Source organism: Tabrizicola sp. T46, from assembly GCF_057219895.1.
The window spans coordinates 480,023-496,201 of sequence record NZ_JBXVVV010000003.1; the positions used below are offsets into that span (position 1 = coordinate 480,023).

At 66.5% G+C, this 16,179-nt stretch carries 19 protein-coding genes; 4 read left to right on the forward strand and 15 right to left on the reverse strand.

The features are described 5' to 3' along the window. Window positions 1–114 precede the first annotated feature (114 nt). The gene (locus AC2D9V_RS15170; protein ID WP_484714925.1) at window positions 115–507 is read left to right on the forward strand and encodes a hypothetical protein; all 393 of its coding nucleotides are present in this window, start codon (window positions 115–117) and stop codon (window positions 505–507) included. Window positions 508–510: 3 nt separating this feature from the next. Here the strand turns inward: AC2D9V_RS15170 and AC2D9V_RS15175 are convergent, their stop codons facing one another. From AC2D9V_RS15175 to AC2D9V_RS15185, 3 genes are read right to left on the reverse strand one after another with little or no spacing between them, the layout of a single operon-like run. Then, window positions 511–1,029 (reverse strand): gamma carbonic anhydrase family protein, encoded by a 519-nt coding sequence (locus tag AC2D9V_RS15175; RefSeq protein ID WP_484714926.1) that lies wholly within the window; start codon window positions 1,027–1,029, stop codon window positions 511–513. Continuing rightward, entirely contained in the window at window positions 1,026–1,658 is a 633-nt protein-coding gene (gene gmk, locus AC2D9V_RS15180; protein WP_484714927.1) for a guanylate kinase, read from the reverse strand. The genes AC2D9V_RS15175 and gmk overlap by 4 nt, the downstream gene beginning before the upstream one ends. Before the next feature lie 3 nt (window positions 1,659–1,661). Further along, window positions 1,662–2,555, reverse strand: a complete 894-nt coding sequence (locus tag AC2D9V_RS15185) for a YicC/YloC family endoribonuclease (protein ID WP_484714928.1) — start codon at window positions 2,553–2,555, stop codon at window positions 1,662–1,664. Window positions 2,556–2,696: 141 nt separating this feature from the next. Between AC2D9V_RS15185 and AC2D9V_RS15190 the strand changes: the two genes are divergently transcribed. Next, on the forward strand, window positions 2,697–3,320 hold the full coding sequence (locus AC2D9V_RS15190) for a PAS domain-containing protein (RefSeq protein ID WP_484714929.1): 624 nt from the start codon (window positions 2,697–2,699) through the stop codon (window positions 3,318–3,320). 38 nt (window positions 3,321–3,358) lie between these two features. Here AC2D9V_RS15190 and scpB read toward each other — a convergent pair whose 3' ends face one another. The 10 genes from scpB to epmA all read right to left on the reverse strand — a co-directional run bounded on the left by scpB (window position 3,359) and on the right by epmA (window position 12,866). Then, the gene (gene scpB, locus AC2D9V_RS15195) at window positions 3,359–4,003 is read right to left on the reverse strand and encodes an SMC-Scp complex subunit ScpB (RefSeq protein ID WP_484714930.1); all 645 of its coding nucleotides are present in this window, start codon (window positions 4,001–4,003) and stop codon (window positions 3,359–3,361) included. After that, window positions 4,003–4,791, reverse strand: coding sequence for a segregation and condensation protein A (locus tag AC2D9V_RS15200; protein ID WP_484714931.1), 789 nt, complete (start codon window positions 4,789–4,791; stop codon window positions 4,003–4,005). Before AC2D9V_RS15200 ends, scpB begins: the two co-directional genes overlap by 1 nt. Next, on the reverse strand, window positions 4,784–5,782 hold the full coding sequence (locus AC2D9V_RS15205) for a glycoside hydrolase family 3 N-terminal domain-containing protein (protein WP_484714932.1): 999 nt from the start codon (window positions 5,780–5,782) through the stop codon (window positions 4,784–4,786). The genes AC2D9V_RS15200 and AC2D9V_RS15205 overlap by 8 nt, the downstream gene beginning before the upstream one ends. Then, entirely contained in the window at window positions 5,779–6,798 is a 1,020-nt protein-coding gene (locus tag AC2D9V_RS15210) for an SPOR domain-containing protein (RefSeq protein WP_484714933.1), read from the reverse strand. The genes AC2D9V_RS15205 and AC2D9V_RS15210 overlap by 4 nt, the downstream gene beginning before the upstream one ends. A gap of 74 nt (window positions 6,799–6,872) precedes the next feature. Further along, window positions 6,873–8,615, reverse strand: a complete 1,743-nt coding sequence (argS, locus tag AC2D9V_RS15215; RefSeq protein ID WP_484714934.1) for an arginine--tRNA ligase — start codon at window positions 8,613–8,615, stop codon at window positions 6,873–6,875. A 61-nt stretch (window positions 8,616–8,676) separates the two neighbouring features. Then, window positions 8,677–9,150: a holin family protein gene (locus tag AC2D9V_RS15220; RefSeq protein ID WP_484714935.1), complete on the reverse strand. Its 474-nt coding sequence runs from the start codon at window positions 9,148–9,150 to the stop codon at window positions 8,677–8,679. After that, a complete protein-coding gene (locus AC2D9V_RS15225; RefSeq protein ID WP_484714936.1) occupies window positions 9,141–9,752 on the reverse strand; it encodes a holin-associated N-acetylmuramidase in 612 nt (203 codons plus the stop codon). The genes AC2D9V_RS15220 and AC2D9V_RS15225 overlap by 10 nt, the downstream gene beginning before the upstream one ends. A 115-nt stretch (window positions 9,753–9,867) precedes the next feature. Continuing rightward, window positions 9,868–10,326 (reverse strand): cytochrome c maturation protein CcmE, encoded by a 459-nt coding sequence (ccmE, locus tag AC2D9V_RS15230; RefSeq protein WP_484715021.1) that lies wholly within the window; start codon window positions 10,324–10,326, stop codon window positions 9,868–9,870. Between the two features lie 143 nt (window positions 10,327–10,469). Then, the gene (gene argC / locus AC2D9V_RS15235) at window positions 10,470–11,498 is read right to left on the reverse strand and encodes an N-acetyl-gamma-glutamyl-phosphate reductase (RefSeq protein ID WP_484714937.1); all 1,029 of its coding nucleotides are present in this window, start codon (window positions 11,496–11,498) and stop codon (window positions 10,470–10,472) included. 327 nt (window positions 11,499–11,825) lie between these two features. Further along, complete coding sequence (gene epmA / locus AC2D9V_RS15240) at window positions 11,826–12,866, reverse strand: EF-P lysine aminoacylase EpmA (RefSeq protein ID WP_484714938.1); 1,041 nt, start codon at window positions 12,864–12,866, stop codon at window positions 11,826–11,828. Window positions 12,867–12,951: 85 nt separating this feature from the next. Between epmA and efp the strand changes: the two genes are divergently transcribed. Further along, entirely contained in the window at window positions 12,952–13,518 is a 567-nt protein-coding gene (gene efp / locus AC2D9V_RS15245; protein WP_484714939.1) for an elongation factor P, read from the forward strand. 158 nt (window positions 13,519–13,676) lie between these two features. After that, window positions 13,677–14,456 (forward strand): formate/nitrite transporter family protein, encoded by a 780-nt coding sequence (locus tag AC2D9V_RS15250; protein ID WP_484714940.1) that lies wholly within the window; start codon window positions 13,677–13,679, stop codon window positions 14,454–14,456. Window positions 14,457–14,537: 81 nt separating this feature from the next. On the opposite strand, the gene AC2D9V_RS15255 is transcribed toward AC2D9V_RS15250, so the two are convergent. Both AC2D9V_RS15255 and murI read right to left on the reverse strand, forming a co-directional pair. Further along, window positions 14,538–15,278: a DUF1684 domain-containing protein gene (locus AC2D9V_RS15255; protein ID WP_484714941.1), complete on the reverse strand. Its 741-nt coding sequence runs from the start codon at window positions 15,276–15,278 to the stop codon at window positions 14,538–14,540. Continuing rightward, window positions 15,278–16,090 carry a glutamate racemase gene (murI, locus tag AC2D9V_RS15260; protein WP_484714942.1) on the reverse strand — a complete coding sequence of 271 codons (813 nt, stop codon included), beginning with the start codon at window positions 16,088–16,090 and terminating at the stop codon, window positions 15,278–15,280. The genes AC2D9V_RS15255 and murI overlap by 1 nt, the downstream gene beginning before the upstream one ends. Window positions 16,091–16,179: the final 89 nt, after the last annotated feature.

Here is a 16,179-nt window from a genome sequence, read left to right on the forward strand (position 1 = left end):
CACAAAAGCGTGAGGGGCACACCTTGCAACTGGCAGAAAGCGCGTTAACATTTGTGCGTCCGTAAAGTGGTTTGCATCCGACCGTTGGATGGAAGGTCGATCGGCCGCTTCGGGGTGCCGGATCATCCGGCAACCATAGGTGCGGCTTTCTTCGGAATAGAAGGTGCGGTCAAGCCCGTGTCCGACATGTTGCGATGCCTTGTCATCGGGATCCCCGATGCATCCTTCCCGGATCGACTGACCGGTACCGGCCAGGCAAGGAACATCGCTCTGGCCGAACTTTCCGATCTCCTTCCTCTGCCTGCCTCGCTCGAACTGATCGTCGTCCCGCTGTTCTGCGGGGACTTCGACGCGCTGGAGATCATCGAGACCCTGGGGGCGGCCGGGTACCGCGGACAGCTTCGGGTGGTGTCGCCCAAGCTGCCCAACCGCCAGATCGTGCTTCGCGAACTGAGGTCCTATGCGGTCCGTCAAGGGATCACCCTGGAGCTGAACGATAAAGGCTGACCTTCATGCCGGGCGCAGGCCCGCAGCAAAACGGCGCGCGTTGGCGCGGTAGCCGGCGGCCGAAAGCAGGAGCCGTGCCCGCGCCGCGTCGTCGAGGGTCCGCACCACTTTGCCCGGCGCGCCCATGACAAGGCTGCCGTCCGGGATCTCCTTGCCCTCGGTCACCAGGGCCGAGGCCCCGATCAGACAGCCCTTTCCGATCTTCGCACCGTTCAGGATCGTCGCCCCCATCCCGATCAACGAGCCCTCGCCGATCGTGCAGCCATGCAGCATCGCCTTGTGACCGATGGTGCAGTTCGCCCCGATCACCAGCGGGAACCCCATGTCGGTGTGAAGGACGCAGTTTTCCTGCACGTTCGACCCTGCGCCGACCCGGATATCCTCGTTGTCGCCCCGGATCACCACGCCGAACCAGATGTTCGCCTCGGCCTCGACGACCACCTTGCCAATCAGTGTCGCTTCATCGGCGACCCAGGCCGACGGGTCGATCTGCGGACGAATGCCATCGAGCGCGTAGATCATCTGGCGTCAAACTCCTCGTTCAGGGCGCGGACGAAGGCGGAGAGCTGCGGCTGGCGGTCACGGCGCAGACGCTCGGCGGTCAGGATCACCTTCAACCGGTCGAAGGTATGGCCAAGGTCTTCATTCACCAGGACATAGTCGTATTCGGCCCAGTGGCTGATCTCGTCGCGGCTTTTCGCCATCCGGCCGGCGATCACCTCGTCACTGTCCTGCCCGCGGCTGCGGAGACGGCGGTCCAGCTCGGCGATCGAAGGCGGCAGAATGAAGATCGACACCACGTCGTCGCGCATCGCCTGCTTGATCTGCTGGCCACCCTGCCAATCGATGTCAAAGACGGTGTCCCGCCCGGCCTCCATCGCGGCAAGGACCGGGCCCCGCGGGCTGCCATAAAGGTTCCCGAAGACCTCGGCATGTTCCAGCATCTCGCCGGATTTCACCATGCTTTCAAACTCTTCGCGGCTGCGGAAGTAGTATTCGCGCCCGTCCACCTCGCCCGGCCGCGGGGCGCGCGTGGTGGCCGATACGGAAAACCGCATGTCGCGGTCCCAGTCCATCAGCATGCGGCTGAGGGTGGATTTCCCCGCCCCCGATGGCGAGGACAGGATCAGAAGAAGTCCGCGCCGGGTCATGCTTCATTCCACATTCTGGACCTGCTCGCGCATCTGATCGATCACGGTTTTCAGGTCAAGGCCGATGCGGGTCAGGGCCAGCGATTGCGCCTTGGAGCAGAGGGTATTCGCCTCGCGCATGAATTCCTGCATCAGGAAATCAAGCTTGCGGCCCGAAGGACCGGGGTCCGCCACATGGGCGCGCGCGGCGTCTACATGGGCGGAAAGGCGGTCAAGCTCTTCGGTCACGTCGGTCTTGACCGCAAGAAGCGCAAGTTCCTGCGCCAGCCGTCCTTCGTCCACCGCGTTGGTCGCGGCCAGAACCCGGGTCATCGCATCGCGCAGAGTGTCGGCCTGGCTTGCTGAACGGGCGGCAGCCTCGCGCTGTGCCTCAAGCGTCAGGGCTGCGATCCGGTCAAGCTGCGTGGTCAGGACGGCGGCAAGGGCGGCACCTTCGCGTTCGCGCATTGCGGCGAAATCGGCAAGCAGCGCGGGAAGGTCGGCCATGATCGCGGCCCGCAAGGGACCTGTGTCCTGATCCTGCTGGGTCTGGTCCAACACGCCGCGCAGCGTCAGCACATCGGCAGCGGTCGGCTGGCGCAGCGTCAGGCCGGCGGACATCGCGGCCTCTTCGACCTCGGCCAGGGCCGCCAGCGCTGCCGACAGCTGGTGCGGGTTCAGCCGGAAGGCCGCCGCATCATCGCCGCCGCCCTGCGTCACCTTCAGCGTCAGGCTGACATTGCCGCGCGTCAGCGCCTTCTGCAGTTCCGCGCGGACCGCAAGCTCCAGCCCTTCGATCCAGTCCGGCAGCCTGAGGCGCAGGTCGAGGCCCTTGCCATTCACCGAACGCAGGTCCCAGGTCCAGCCATAGCCAAGGCCCCCGCCGCGCCGTGCGGCAAAGCCGGTCATCGAGATCATGCGCACCCTTCCCTCGCTCTGCGCGAGCGACGTTTACCATTTGAATAGATTTTCGTCCGAATCCCGTGCATCGGCGCTACCGTCCTACATGGCGCGACGGGCGCTTGGCCCGCAAGGGGCGCATGAAGGGGGGCAAGGCTGATGCATGGGTTTCTTGACCGGCTTCGCCCGCACGGGGCCACCGTCCTGCCGGTGGAGCTAGCAGGCCCGTCGCAGGTGCGGGCCTACTGGGAAAGCGTGAGGGCCGGGCAAGCGCTGCCGTTACGGTCCGCGCTTGATCCCCGAGGTCTGGCCGGCGTGCTTGACCGGGTCTTCCTGGCCGAACGGATCGGCACCGGGTTGGTGCAGGTCAGGGTCGCGGGATCGGCGCTGGCCGACCTTGCCGGGACCGAATTGAAGGGCCTGCCGCTCTCCTGCCTTTTCACGCCCGAGTCCCGGCCGCTTCTTGGCCAGGCAGTGGAAGAGGTCTTCTCGGCCCCCGCCGTGGTCGAGCTTGACCTGGGATCGGACCGGGGCAGAACCGGCCTTGCCATTGCCCGGCTGGTCCTGCTGCCGCTGCAGGATGAAGGGGATTGCCGCCAGCTTCTGGGGGTGTTCGGCCTTGCGGACGGCTCAAAGGCGGGAAAGCTGCAAGTCCTCGGGCGGCGCAGCGAACGGCTGACCGTCCCGGAGTTGCAGCCCGTCGCGGCAAAAAGAGGCGCGGCCCAGCCGGTGCCGGAACCTCGCAAAGGTCACCTTCGCCTGGTGCATTTCGACGCGGACTAGGAAGGGCCCGCACAGGTCAGCAGCCGCGCGCCGCGCCTTCAGTCCTCGAAGAGCTCGCTTTGTCCGCTCGCGGCCTCGTCTTCCTCGTCGCCCGAAGGGGCCTGTCCCGGCGGGGGGCGGTTGTCCAGAAGCCCGGCCGCGCGCAACTCCTTCAACCCCGGAAGGTCACGCGCCGATTCCAGCCCGAAGTGATCAAGGAAAGCCTCCGTCACCACGAAGGTCACCGGCCGTCCCGGCGTCATCCGGCGGCGGCCGAGCCGGATCCAGTCCAGCTCCAGCAGCTGATCGATCGTGCCCCGGCTGACCGCAACCCCCCTGATCTCCTCGATCTCGGCCCGCGTGACCGGCTGGTGGTAGGCGACGATCGCCAGCGTCTCGATCGCGGCCCGGGAAAGCTTCCGCGTCTCCATCGTCTCGCGCCGCATGAGATGCCCCAGATCCGGTGCGGTGCGCATCGCCCAGGCGTCGCCGACCTTCACCAGGTTCACCCCCCGCCCCTCATAGCGCTTGCGCAGATGGACCAGCGCCTCGGCGGGGTCCGACCCATGCGGCAGCCGCGCGGCAAGCTCGGCTACGGTCACGGGTTCGGCGACAGCAAAAAGGATCGCTTCGACCATCCGCTCCTGCTCGCCCATCGGGGGGGCGTCGAAGAGGCTGTCCCCGGTGTCGGCCTCGACCGCCATCAGGCATCCCTCCGCCGCAGCTCGATCGGTGCAAAGGTTTCACCCTGGCGCAACGCGACCTGCCCGCGCTTGGCCAGTTCCAGGACAGCGGCGAAATGCGCGGCCAGCGCCGACCGGCGCGCCATCGGGGTTCCGGTCCAGCCTTCTGGCAGGAAGCTTGTCAGCGTCGCCCAGTCACCGGCATAGCCGATCAGCCCCCGCATCCGGTCCAGCGCCTGTTCCATCGTGTAGACATGGTCGCGGTCCAGCACGAAGGGGCGGAATTCGTCGCGTGTCCTGATCCGCGCATAGGCGCGCATCAGGTCAAGCAGCGTCGCAGTATAGCGCACATTGCGGTGATGGGTGATGGTCTCGGGCAGCCCGCGGGCAAAGAAATCGCGGCCAAGCTGGTCGCGCGCCATCAGCCGGGCCGCAGCCTCGCGCATCGCGGCCAGCCGTTCCAGCTGGAAGGCAAGATGCGCGGCAAGGTCTTCGGCACTTGGCCCCTCTTCGCCCGGCTCGGGCGGCAGAAGAAGCCGTGACTTCAGGAAGGCAAGCCAGGCCGCCATCACCAGGTAATCCGCCGCCAGTTCGATACGCAGGCTGCGCGCCTGTTCGACAAAGCCCAGATATTGCTCGGCCAGTTTCAGGACCGAGATCTTCCGCAGGTCCACCTTCTGGGTCCGGCTGAGGGTCAGAAGAAGGTCCAGCGGACCCTCGAACCCGGCCACGTCCACGATCAGCGCCTCCGAGGCAAGCCGGTCCTCGGTCGTCAGCCGCTCGGGACGGTCCCAGTCGTCCTCAGCCATGCGCAAGGCCCGCAAGGGCGTCGTCCAGCGCGACACCCGCCTTCGGACGCGCAGCGACCGCCGCCCGCGCCCGGGCCTCTGCCGCCGGGGTCATCTCGCCTGCCGCCGCAGCGACTTCGACCATCTCGGCCATATCGCCCTTGCAATGCAGCGCGATATCGACGCCGGCCGCAATCGTGGCCCGCGTCCGGTCCCCGAGGCTGCCCTTCAGGGCCTGCATGTTCAGATCGTCGCTCATCAACAGGCCCCGGAAGCCGATCCGGTCGCGTATCAGCCCGATCATCTTCGGGCTTTGCGTCGCGGGCAAGTCCGGATCGATCCCGGAAAAGACCAGATGCGCGGTCATCGCCATCGGCAGATCGGCCAGTGCCCGGAACGGGGCAAAGTCGATGCGGTCAAGCTCTTCCAGCGGCTGATAAACCGTCGGCAGATCGTGGTGGGTGTCGACATGGCTCAGCCCATGCCCCGGCAGGTGCTTCATGACCGGCAGGACACCGCCCGCCATCAGCCCTTCGGCCACGGCCCGGGCGATCCGGGTCACCGTCTCGGGGTCGCTGCCATAACAGCGGTTCCGAAGGAACGGATGGGTCGCGGGCCGGGCGACATCGCCCAGGGGGGCGCAATCCGCGTCGATTCCCACGGCCCGGAGTTCCGCAGCAATCACCGTGGCGCGGGCGCGCATCGACGCCTCGGCAGCCTCGACCGATCGGGCGGAGGCGACGGTGTCAAAGGGCGGCTCCCATTCACGCCAGTGCGGCGCCCGCAGGCGCTGGACGCGACCACCCTCCTGATCGACAAGGATCGGCGCATCACGCCCGACAGCCGCGCGAAGGTCGCCCGTCAGGCGGCGCAGCTGGTCCGGCGTCTCGACATTGCGGGCAAAAAGGATGAAGCCGAAAGGGTCGACGTCGCGGAAGAAAGCTGCTTCTTCGGGCAGAAGCACGGGACCAGCGCAGCCGAAGATCACCGCCCCGCGGCCGATACCGCTCATCTCTGCGGGACCGGAATGCAGGTCATGTCCTGAGCGACGAAGGCCGCGCAGAAGCGGCGCGCGTCATCCTCGCCCTCAAAGCCGGTGGCACGCAGGCGAAAGAAGGTGCGCCCGCCACTTGTCGCCGGTTGCAGGACAAGGCCCTTGTCGGTCATCAGTTCGCCAAAGCTGCCCTGCAGCCGGACCCATTCCGCCCGTGCCTCGTCAGCCGTGTTGAAGGTCCCGAACTGGACCAGCCGGGTGCCGACCGGGATCGTGGCCGGATCGATCTCGGCAAGTCCGGCAAGCGCCTCGGGAGCGACGGTTTCCGCCGGGGCCGAAGCAGTGGCTGCGGTGACCGAAGGACGTGACCGCGGGCGAGGTGAGACAACGATCGCCCCCTCGGGCGCCGGTTCGGCGGCAAGGTCTTCCAGCACCGGACCTTCAATGGCATCGGCGGCGGCCATCTCTCCGGCCACGGCCAGATCGTCGGCAACGCCCACATCCTCGGGTGTCAGCCCCAGCGCCTCTGCAATCGCCGCATCGACGGCAAGTTCGGTCGGACTGGCGCTTTCGGTCTGCGGTGCCGCCGCCAAGGCAAGGTCCGCCCCGCCCGGCTCCACCTGTCCGGGGGCCGAGACGGGCAAGGCGGGCTGGGCCATCCCGGCAAGACCGGGAACGTCTTCTTCGGTCAGGTCCTGCGGGCGGGGGGCCAGCGTAAGGCGCTCGGGCAGCGGGGCTGCGATGCCAACGGCCGCCACGTCGTTGACCGCAAGTCCCTGGTGATCGGCAATCTCTCCGCCGGGGTCCTCCGGCGCGATCCGCATCGGCCCATCCAGCGCCTGGATCACCGGCACGCCCATCACGTCGCGCACGGCAAGGCGGTAGCCCCAGACGGCAAAGCCCGCAACCAGCGCGAGCGAGCAGACACCCCCAGCAAGACGCAGGTATCGCTCTGTCTTTTCCGCTGTCAGGAAAGGCTCGCGCCCGTCGTGCGAGACACCACCCCGAAGACCGTCATAGTCTGCATCCGCCATTGTCGCTGCCCCTGCCTGCGAGGCGGTTCGTCCGCCCCTGCATTCGCGCCTCACCTCGGGCGGGGCGCCTTGCGTCAGCGCATTTCCTCGACCGGGGTGACGCCAAGGATACCAAGACCTGCGCAAATGACAACGCCCACGGCCCGGGCAAGCGCGATTTTTGCCGCAGAGATTGCAGTATCGCCCTGCAGGAACCGCAAGCTGTCGTCATCGTTGCCCTTGTTCCACAGGCCGTGGAAGTCCGAGGCGAGCTCGTAAAGGTAGAAGGCCACCCGGTGCGGCTCATGCCCCTTGGCGGCGATTTCCACCAGCCGCGGCCATTCACCCAGCTTGCGGATGACCTCAAGCTCGGCCGCGTGGCCCAGATGGCCAAGATGTGCCTGCGCCAGTGCCGCATCCGACACGTCCAGCCCCGCCTCGCGCGCCTTCCGCAGGATCGAGTTCACGCGGGCATTGGCATACTGGACGTAGAAGACCGGGTTGTCCTTCGACTGCTCGGTCACCTTGTCGAAGTCGAAGTCGAGCGCGACGTCATTCTTCCGCGTCAGCATCACGAAACGCACGACATCCGGCCCCACCTCGTCGATCAGGTCGCGCAGCGTGACGAACGTACCCGCCCGCTTCGACATCTTGACGATCTGGCCGCCCTTCAGAAGCTTCACCAGCTGGATCAGCTTGATATCGAGGCTCACCCTGTTGTCCGACAGCGCGCCGACCACGGCCTTCAGCCGCTTCACATAGCCAGAATGGTCCGCGCCGAAGATGTTGATCAGCTCGTCGAACCCGCGCTGCACCTTGTTGTAGTGATAGGCAATGTCGGGCGCGAAATAGGTCCAGGACCCGTCCGACTTCTTCACCGGCCGGTCCACGTCATCGCCGAAGTCGGTCGAGCGGAACAGCGTCTGCTCGCGCGGCTCCCAATCCTCGGGCGCCTTGCCCTTCGGCGGCTCGAGCACGCCCTCGTAGATCAGCCCCGCCGCGCGCAGCCGGTCGATCGCCGCCTCGATCTGCCCCGTGCCGTAAAGCGCCTTCTCGCTGGAGTAGACGTCCATCGTCACCCCGAGCGCCGCCAGATCCTCGCGGATCACCTGCATCATCATGTCGGTGGCAAAGGTCCGCACATCGGCCAGCCAGTGCTGCTCGCCCTTGTCGAGCAGGCTGTCTCCGTACTTTTCCTTCAGCGCCTCGCCGACCGGGATCAGGTAGTCGCCCGGGTAAAGCCCCTCGGCGATCTCGGGCGAAAGGCCATGCGCCTCGCGGTAACGCTCATAGGCCGACCGTGCCAGCACATCGACCTGCCCGCCGCCATCATTGATGTAATACTCCCGCGTGACCGCATAGCCCGCGAAGTCCAGGAGTGCCGCCAGCGCATCGCCCACGACCGCGCCACGCGCATGCGCCACATGCATCGGCCCCGTCGGGTTGGCGCTGACGAACTCCACGTTCACCTTGCGCCCCGCACCCAATGAGGACCGGCCATACCCGGTCCCCTGCTCCAGCACCTCGCGCACGAGGCCCTGCCAGGCCGCAGGCTCCAGCCGTAGGTTCAGGAACCCCGGCCCCGCCACATCGGCCCCCGCCACGCGCGGATCCTCCATCAGCCGCGCCGCCAGTGCATCGGCGATCGCTCGGGGGGCCATGCCCGCCGGCTTCGCCAGCACCATCGCGGCATTCGTCGCCATCTCGCCATGGCCCGCATCGCGCGGCGGCTCGACCGCCACCTGCGCAAGGTCCAGCCCCGCAGGCAGCACGCCATCGGCCATCAGCGCCTCGACTTCGGCCACCACAAGCTCACGGATATCGGCGAAGAGGTTCATTTGATCACATCCTTTCACCCGGAAGGCCATGCCAGAGCCCTTGGTCCCGGTCAAGGATGCGTCACGCGCGCCGCCAATCCTCCAACGCCGCATTGCCTTCCGGCGGCCCCGCCGCCCCGGCAAAGGGCGACACGACCGCCCGGCTGCGGAAGTAATGCGTCTCGCGCGCGCCGAAGTAGAAGGCGACGATCGCGCCCAGAAGCCACCAGAGCGGCTCAGGCACCGCATTCAGGCCCACCATCCGCTCCGCAAAGGCCCGCGGGTCGACCATCGCATAGACGAAAAGCCCCAGCGTCCCGAAGGCCAGCAAGGGCCGCGGCAACCGGTTGAGGCCGTTCACCATCCGGTCGAACCAGCTGAGTGCCGGGTGCTGGTACTCCTCACCCAGCTGGCGCAAGGCCGCCATCTGCGCCTCGGCCGACAGCTCCATCCGCCGGGTGGCCGAGGGCACGAAGACCTCGGCCAGCCCTTCCGCCGCCTCGCCAAGGGCCGTCACCGCCCCGGGTGCGCCCACCAACTTGCCGATCACGCCCATGCGGCCACCCGCGCGCGATGCTGGGCCTCGGTCAGGTGATAGCGGGGCGAGATGAACTCTTCCGCCCGCGTGATCCAGCCGCCCTTGCCGCCATCCCTGCGCCGGGCGAACTTCCGGCTGGCCGGACGCTGGTCGCCAAGCGCGTAGTAGTAATTCCGTCGCGCGATCCCGTAGGCATCGGCAAGATGCGACGGCGCTGCGTCGAAGGCCAGTGCCGCGGCGCGGATCGTCTGCGGCCCGATCTGGCCGTCCGGGTCGCAAGGAAAGCCCATGTCGGTCAGAAGCCGCTGCAGGATCTTCACCGCATTGGCGCCCGCGTTGACATGCATGTCGAAGACCGATGCCTGCAGCACCTCGGGCAGGGCCGCGATCCCAGGGCGCCTGAAGTAATGCTCGAGGTAGATTTCCACCGCCTGCGTCCGGCTGAGCGCCCGCACATCGGCCACGTCGATCCGCGTATCGCGGTTCACGTCGATCCCAAGACGTCGCAGCGTGTGGATCGTGACCCCGTGGTTGGTGGCCCCGCCGGGATCGTCGGGGTCGTTCACGAAACCGCCCTCGCGGGCGACGATCTCTTCGGCAATCTGACGAACGTCCGGCATGCGGCCTCTCCCCTCTGGCGGGAAAAGCCTGCCGGAACGCGATTAACGCTACCCTGCCCGGGCGCGCGCCGGGCAAGACCCCGATTTTTCGGAGAAAAATCGTGCCCTAGCGCGATCAGCTTTCCGGCTGGGCGTTCGGGTCCTTGTAGACGCCCTGTTCCTTCAGCGCGTCAACAACCTCCTTCGGCATGTAGGTCTCGTCATGCCGTGCCAGGACCTCGGAGGCAACGAAGGTGTCGCCTTCCATGCGGCCAAGCGCCACCATTCCCTCGCCTTCGTTGAAAAGGTCAGGCAGCACGCCCGTATAGGTCACCGGCACGCTTTCGTTGCGGTCGGTCACCTCGAACCGCACGGTGGCACCTTCGCCCCGCACGATCGACCCTTCAAGAACCAGCCCACCGATGCGGAAGACCTCTTCAGGGGGCGGCGGCGCGGTCACCACTTCGGTCGGACTGCGGAAGAAGTTGATCGCCGACGCCGGCACGAAAAGCCAGATCACCGTAAAGGCGGACAGCAGCGCCACGGTCGCAAGCGCGATGATCTGGATGCGGCGCTGTTTCTTCAGCCCCTTCATCCCCCGGAATTCCTGCTTGCCTGCCATGTCTGTCGTCCCTCTGCGTCCGGGCCTCTCTATCTCGCCCCTTAAGTGGGCATGCCTTGATCCCGGTCAAGCCCCGCGCGACCCGTAGGCCGGGCTTTAGCCCGGCTCCCCATCTCTCACGGAAAGACCGGCGCCAGCATCAGTCCGGCGGTCTCCGGCAGTCCCAGCATCAGGTTCGCGTTCTGGATCGCCTGCCCCGAGCTTCCCTTGGTCAGGTTGTCCAGCACCGCCACCACCACGGCGCGCCCCGGAAGCCGGTCCCCGATCACGCCCAGATGGCAGAAGTTCGATCCGGCGATGTCGCGGGTCGACGGCAACGCGCCGAACGGCAACACCTCAAGGAACGGCTCGTTTTCATAAGCCTTTTCAAGCGTCTGATGGACGATCTTCGCATCACCCTTGACATAGACCGTGGCAAGGATCCCCCGGTTCATCGGCAGAAGATGCGGCGTAAACTGCACCTGCACCGGCCGCCCCGCGACCTTCGAGAATTCCTGGTCGAACTCGCCCAGATGCCGATGCTTGCCACCCGCCGAATAGGCATGCGTGCCGCCGGAGAGTTCCGCGTGCAGCAGGTTCTCTTTCAGGCTCCGCCCCGCGCCAGAGACGCCCGCCTTCAGGTCGATCAGGATGTCATCAAGGTCGATGACGCCCGCTGCGATCAAGGGCCGCAGGGCAAACTGCCCGGTGGCCGCATTGCAGCCGGTGCCGGCCACCAGCCGCGCGCTCCTGATCTCGTCGCGGTAGAACTCAGTCAGCCCGTAGACCGCCTCTTTCTGCAGATCGACCGCCGCATGGGGCTGGCCGTACCATTTCGCGTATTCCGCCGGGTCGCGCAGCCGGAAATCGGCGGAAAGGTCGACGATTCTCAGGTCGCGCGGCAGTTTCGCGACGACTTCCTGCGTCGTCGCATGCGGCAGGGCGCAGAAGCAGAGGTCGACGCCCGAAAAGTCGATCTCGTCGATCTTCACGAGCCTCGGCAAATCGAGGTGCCGCAGGAACGGAAAGACCTCCGCCATCGCCATGCCCGCCTTCCGGTCCGCTGACAGGGCCACGATGCGCATGTCGGGATGGGTGGCGATCAGGCGCACCAGTTCCGCGCCCGTATAGCCCGAGGCCCCAAGGATTGCGATACGGTGGGTCATGGCGAAAGCTCCCCAGAAAGAAACGCGCCCTCTTTGCGCCCATGCCGGACCAAGTGCAAGACCGGACCGGCCCGTCCTTCCTTTCTGTACAAGTATCCTCGGGGTATGCCATTGGGTTCGCCACTGGTTCGAGAAACCAATGGCATGGGGGGGCGAAGCGCCCCCAACTGCCGAGGAGGAGGCGAAGGCCGACGACGAGACAAAAGGCTCGCGCGTCAGCGCTCATCCTGCTTCCGGATCACGCGGTCAAACGTTAAGGAAACCCTAAAGGAAACCTACAAATATCTGATATTGCACAGTTATCCGAAAATGACCACTGTGGTCAGCTCACGGCACCGGGGTCCACATCACGTCGTCGATCCGCGGCGCCCCCGTAGCGAGCATCACCAGCCGGTCGAACCCGAGCGCGATCCCCGAGGCCGGGGGCATTCCTTCCAGCGCCGCCAGGAAATCCTCGTCCAGAGGATAGGTCTCCCCATAGACCCGCGCCTTTTCGGCCATCTCCGCCTCGAACCGCCGCCGCTGCTCCCTCGGGTCGGTCAGCTCCCCGAACCCGTTCGCAAGCTCCACCCCGCAGGCATAGACCTCGAACCGCTCCGCCACCCGGGCGTCCCCCGGCACCTTCCGGGCCAGCGCCGCCTCGGCGGCGGGGTAGTGATCCAGGATCGTCACTTTGCCCTGCCCAAGGTGCGGCTCCACCTTCTCCGACAAGACCCGGCTCAGCATGTCCGACCAGGTGTCATCCTCGGCCCGCCGGACGCCCGCCCGGTCCAGCGCGGCCCCGAGGATGCCCGCATCCGTCGACCCATCCCCCCGGATTGAGGCCAGAAGGTTCACCCCCGCATGCCTCGCGAAAGCCTCGGCCACCGACAGCCGTTCGGGCTCCTGAAAGGGGTCGCAGGTCCGGTCGCGGAACCGCAGGACCTCCGCCCCAGCCTCCCGCGCCGCCAGGCGAAGGAAGGTCATCGTGTCGGCCATCAGGGTCTCATACCCCTCGCCCGCCCGGTACCACTCAAGCATCGTGAACTCGGGGGAATGCAGCGCCCCCCGCTCCCGGTTCCGCCAGACGTGGGAGAAGGCATGGATCCGGGTCTCCCCCGCAGTGAGCAGCTTCTTCATCGCAAACTCGGGCGAGGTATGGAGGTAAAGGGTCCGGGGCAGCCCGTCGTTCCCGATCGCCTCGGTCCGGAAGCCGTGCAGGTGGGCCTCGTTCCCCGGGCTGATCGCAAGGGCGGCGGGGTCGACTTCGGTGAACCCCTCCCCTGCCAGCCACCCCCGGATCGCCGCCTGGATGCGGTTGCGGGCCATCAGGACTGGGCGGCGGTCGGCGTGGCGGGAGGGGTTCCACCAGGAAGAAGAGGGATTCATCTGGAAATTCCGGTCGGGATGGGTTACGGGCGCGGGCAGATGCCGGTCCCCGGGACCGGTCCCCGATATAACAAGGACCCGACCTTTGAAAGTCATCGCCTCCTCGCTCCGCAAGGGCAACGTCGTCGAGATGGACGGCAAGCTCTACGTCGTGCTGACCGCCTCGAACTTCCACCCCGGAAAGGGCACCCCGACCACCTCGGTCGACATGCGCCGGATTTCGGACGGGGTGAAGGTCTCGGAACGCTGGCGGACGACCGAGATGGTCGAGAAGGCCACCGTGGACGAGCGGGAATATGACTACCTTTACGAGGACGGCGAGGGGTTCCACTTCATGGAACCAACCACCTACGAGCAGGTCGTCGTCACCGAGGACGTGATGGGGGCGAACAAGCCCTACCTTCAGGAAGGGATGCGCTGCTACGTGAAGACCTTCGAGGGGGTGCCGATCGCGCTGGAAGTCCCGCAGAAGATCACCGTCGAGATCGTCGAGACCGAGCCGGTCACCAAGGGGCAGACGGCATCGTCCTCCTACAAGCCGGCGATCACCGACAACGGCCTGCGGGTCATGGTGCCGCCCCATATCGGGCCGGGCACGCGGATCGTCATCAACACGGACGACGACTCTTACGTTGAACGCGCCAAGGACTGAGGTGACCACAGTGGTCAGTTTCTGAAAGTCGAATGATTACAGAAACTTGAGCGTGGACATTTAGGACTTGGAAAGGTTTGGAAAGGCACGCCGCAGGGCGTGCCTTTTCGCTTTGTTGGCGGGAGCAAAGGCCTATGCTGGCCCCGGGGGGATCCGTGATGCCAACAGAGAGCAATGACGCCTACAAACCCGCCGAGATAGCCGCGCTGATCGAGACGGCGGGGGTTGCCAAGGCCGCCCTGCCCCTGCACCGGATGGCGACGCTGGCGATGCTGGCGGGGGCCTTCATCGGGTTCGGGTCGGCATTCTGGTGCGTCGCGATGGCGGGCGCCGACCCCGCCTTCGGCCCGCAACGGGTGTTGGGAGGCGTAGTCTTTTCGCTGGGGCTGATCCTTGTCGTCGTGGGCGGTGCCGAGCTTTTCACCGGGAATGCGCTGATGGTGATGGCGGCGGTGGACCGGCGGATCACGCCAGGTGCCCTGATCCACAACTGGGCGGTGGTCTACCTTGGCAACCTTGCCGGGGCGGTGGGACTCGCGTTGGCCTTCGGCCTCTCGGGCCTCTTGGATGGTCCGATGGGCGAAAGCGCGGCCCGGGCCGCGACCGCCAAGGCGGGGCTGACGCCGCTGGAGGCATTTGTGCGCGGGGCCTTGTGCAATGCGCTCGTCTGTCTTGCGGTCTGGCTGAGCTTTGCGGCGCGGACGGCAACGGACAAGATCCTTGGGGTCCTCTGGCCGGTGACGGCCTTTGTCGCCCTGGGACTGGAGCATTCGGTGGCGAACATGTTCCTGTTTCCGGCGGGGCTTTGGGCCGGGTCGGAGGCAACGATGGCCGGGGTTGTCGGGAACCTCTTTTGGGTGACACTGGGCAACATCGTCGGCGGTGCGGGCGGCGTGGCGCTGGCCTATCGCTTTGCGTATGGGGCGATGCGGGGGTGAGGGTGGTGCGCTGTAGCGCACCCGGTCTTGGGTCGCTCGCGCCGCGTCCCGGTGGAGAAGCGAGTCGATCTGAAGCCCGACCTACGGGGCCAACTCGCCAGCTTCGATGCGGAACGGCAGGATGTTGCCGGGCGGCGGCAGGGGGCAGACGGCGAAATCGGTGAAGGCGCAAGGGGGCGAGATGGCGCGGTTGAAGTCGAGCGTGATCTCGGTTTCCGACGGATCCTCACCATAAAGGAAGCGGCAGGCTGGGTAGGTCTCACCAGCCGTAGCGTCGCGGAAGACGAACATCGGCTTTCCGGATTTCACATGCGTCGGCGTCAGATGGACGGATGCGCCCTGATGCTGGAAACTGGCCCGGTGGGTGATGGTGACGGAGGCGACCGTGCCGCCTTTCATCGCGATTTCAGTCGTTTGCGGGGCAAAGCTTTCCCACTTGGCGCGGATGATCCAGTCCGGGTTGTCCGGAAAGGTGCGAAGCTGGACCTGCGGTTCAAGGGTCAGATCGCGGACCCGCAACGCCGGGATGCCATCTACGGTGTGCAGTTCCAGGATGAACGGATCGACGCGCAGCTGAGGGAAAGCATCGGGGACGGGTTGGAAGGGCTGCGCGTCCTTACCCGGGCGGGCGAAGGTTGCGCCGGTCGCGGTTATCTCCAGCGTCCCGAGAAGGTCGGGGCCGGAGGGCAGTTGCACCTCTTGGCCCTTGCCAACCTGAAACCGGCCGGGGGCAAGGTCGATCCGGGCGACGAGGTTCAGCCAGCCATCCGGGCCGGTCAGATCGGCAATACGCTCGGCACGCCAGGCGGCGAGAGAGAGCATCAGGCGGCCTCGAAGGTAATCCTGCGGCGAAGGAACTGCGTGGCCTTGTTCGAGACAGAGGCGGGATCGCCCGTGGTCAGGAACTTCGACTCCGTCCCGGTACCGGCGAACTGGGGCCGGCGGACGAGGTAGTCGGCAAGCGATTCAGCCACGAGGTTGGCCTGGGAATAGACCCTGACTCCCTGCCCCAGCGCATCCTGGAAGACCTTTTCCATCAAGGGATAATGCGTGCAGCCGAGGATTGCCGCCTCGGGCATCGGCATCCGGCGCTTCAGCGCCTCGACATGGCTGCGGACGAGGGCTTCGGCAAGGATTTCGTCGCCCTGCTCGATCGCATCGACGACACCGCCGCATGGCTGCGCCTCGACATCGACGCCGATCGCGCGGAAGGCCAACTCGCGCTGGAAGGCTCGGGAGGCGACGGTGGCGGGCGTGGCGAAGAGGGCCACGTGTTTCACGGCGACCTCGCGCGGGGGGGAGTTGTCGCCCCACTGGCGTTCGGTCAGCGCCTCGATCAGGGGCACGAAGACGCCGAGGACGCGCTTGTCGGCCGGAACCCAGGTTTCCTGCATCCGCTTCAGCGCGGCGGCGGAGGCGGTGTTGCAGGCGAGGATCACGAGGTCGCAACCTTCGGCCCAGAGGCGTTCGGTGGCGGCGCAGGTGAGGTTGAAGATGTCGTCGGCGGTGCGGACGCCGTAGGGCGCATGGGCATTGTCGCCGAAATAGACAAAGGGCACGTCAGGAAGCCGCTTTGTCACCGCATCAAGAACAGTCAGGCCGCCGAGCCCCGAATCGAAGATGCCAACCGCCATGCCTGCCCCTTGTGCCCCGACCCCGCGCCCATGCCCGTGCATGAGGCATCACCGGGATCATAGGACGGAGGCGAGAGCCGCGAAAGGCC

Coding starts and splice junctions, on each gene's coding strand:
- AC2D9V_RS15175 (WP_484714926.1), bottom strand. CDS start 1,029: ATGATCTACGCGCTCGATGGCATTCGTCCGCAGATCGACCCGTCGGCC.
- gmk (WP_484714927.1), bottom strand. CDS start 1,658: ATGACCCGGCGCGGACTTCTTCTGATCCTGTCCTCGCCATCGGGGGCG.
- AC2D9V_RS15185 (WP_484714928.1), bottom strand. CDS start 2,555: ATGATCTCGATGACCGGCTTTGCCGCACGGCGCGGCGGGGGCCTTGGC.
- AC2D9V_RS15190 (WP_484714929.1), top strand. CDS start 2,697: ATGCATGGGTTTCTTGACCGGCTTCGCCCGCACGGGGCCACCGTCCTG.
- scpB (WP_484714930.1), bottom strand. CDS start 4,003: ATGGCGGTCGAGGCCGACACCGGGGACAGCCTCTTCGACGCCCCCCCG.
- AC2D9V_RS15200 (WP_484714931.1), bottom strand. CDS start 4,791: ATGGCTGAGGACGACTGGGACCGTCCCGAGCGGCTGACGACCGAGGAC.
- AC2D9V_RS15205 (WP_484714932.1), bottom strand. CDS start 5,782: ATGAGCGGTATCGGCCGCGGGGCGGTGATCTTCGGCTGCGCTGGTCCC.
- AC2D9V_RS15210 (WP_484714933.1), bottom strand. CDS start 6,798: ATGGCGGATGCAGACTATGACGGTCTTCGGGGTGGTGTCTCGCACGAC.
- argS (WP_484714934.1), bottom strand. CDS start 8,615: ATGAACCTCTTCGCCGATATCCGTGAGCTTGTGGTGGCCGAAGTCGAG.
- AC2D9V_RS15220 (WP_484714935.1), bottom strand. CDS start 9,150: ATGGGCGTGATCGGCAAGTTGGTGGGCGCACCCGGGGCGGTGACGGCC.
- AC2D9V_RS15225 (WP_484714936.1), bottom strand. CDS start 9,752: ATGCCGGACGTTCGTCAGATTGCCGAAGAGATCGTCGCCCGCGAGGGC.
- ccmE (WP_484715021.1), bottom strand. CDS start 10,326: ATGAAGGGGCTGAAGAAACAGCGCCGCATCCAGATCATCGCGCTTGCG.
- argC (WP_484714937.1), bottom strand. CDS start 11,498: ATGACCCACCGTATCGCAATCCTTGGGGCCTCGGGCTATACGGGCGCG.
- epmA (WP_484714938.1), bottom strand. CDS start 12,866: ATGAATCCCTCTTCTTCCTGGTGGAACCCCTCCCGCCACGCCGACCGC.
- AC2D9V_RS15250 (WP_484714940.1), top strand. CDS start 13,677: ATGCCAACAGAGAGCAATGACGCCTACAAACCCGCCGAGATAGCCGCG.
- AC2D9V_RS15255 (WP_484714941.1), bottom strand. CDS start 15,278: ATGCTCTCTCTCGCCGCCTGGCGTGCCGAGCGTATTGCCGATCTGACC.
- murI (WP_484714942.1), bottom strand. CDS start 16,090: ATGGCGGTTGGCATCTTCGATTCGGGGCTCGGCGGCCTGACTGTTCTT.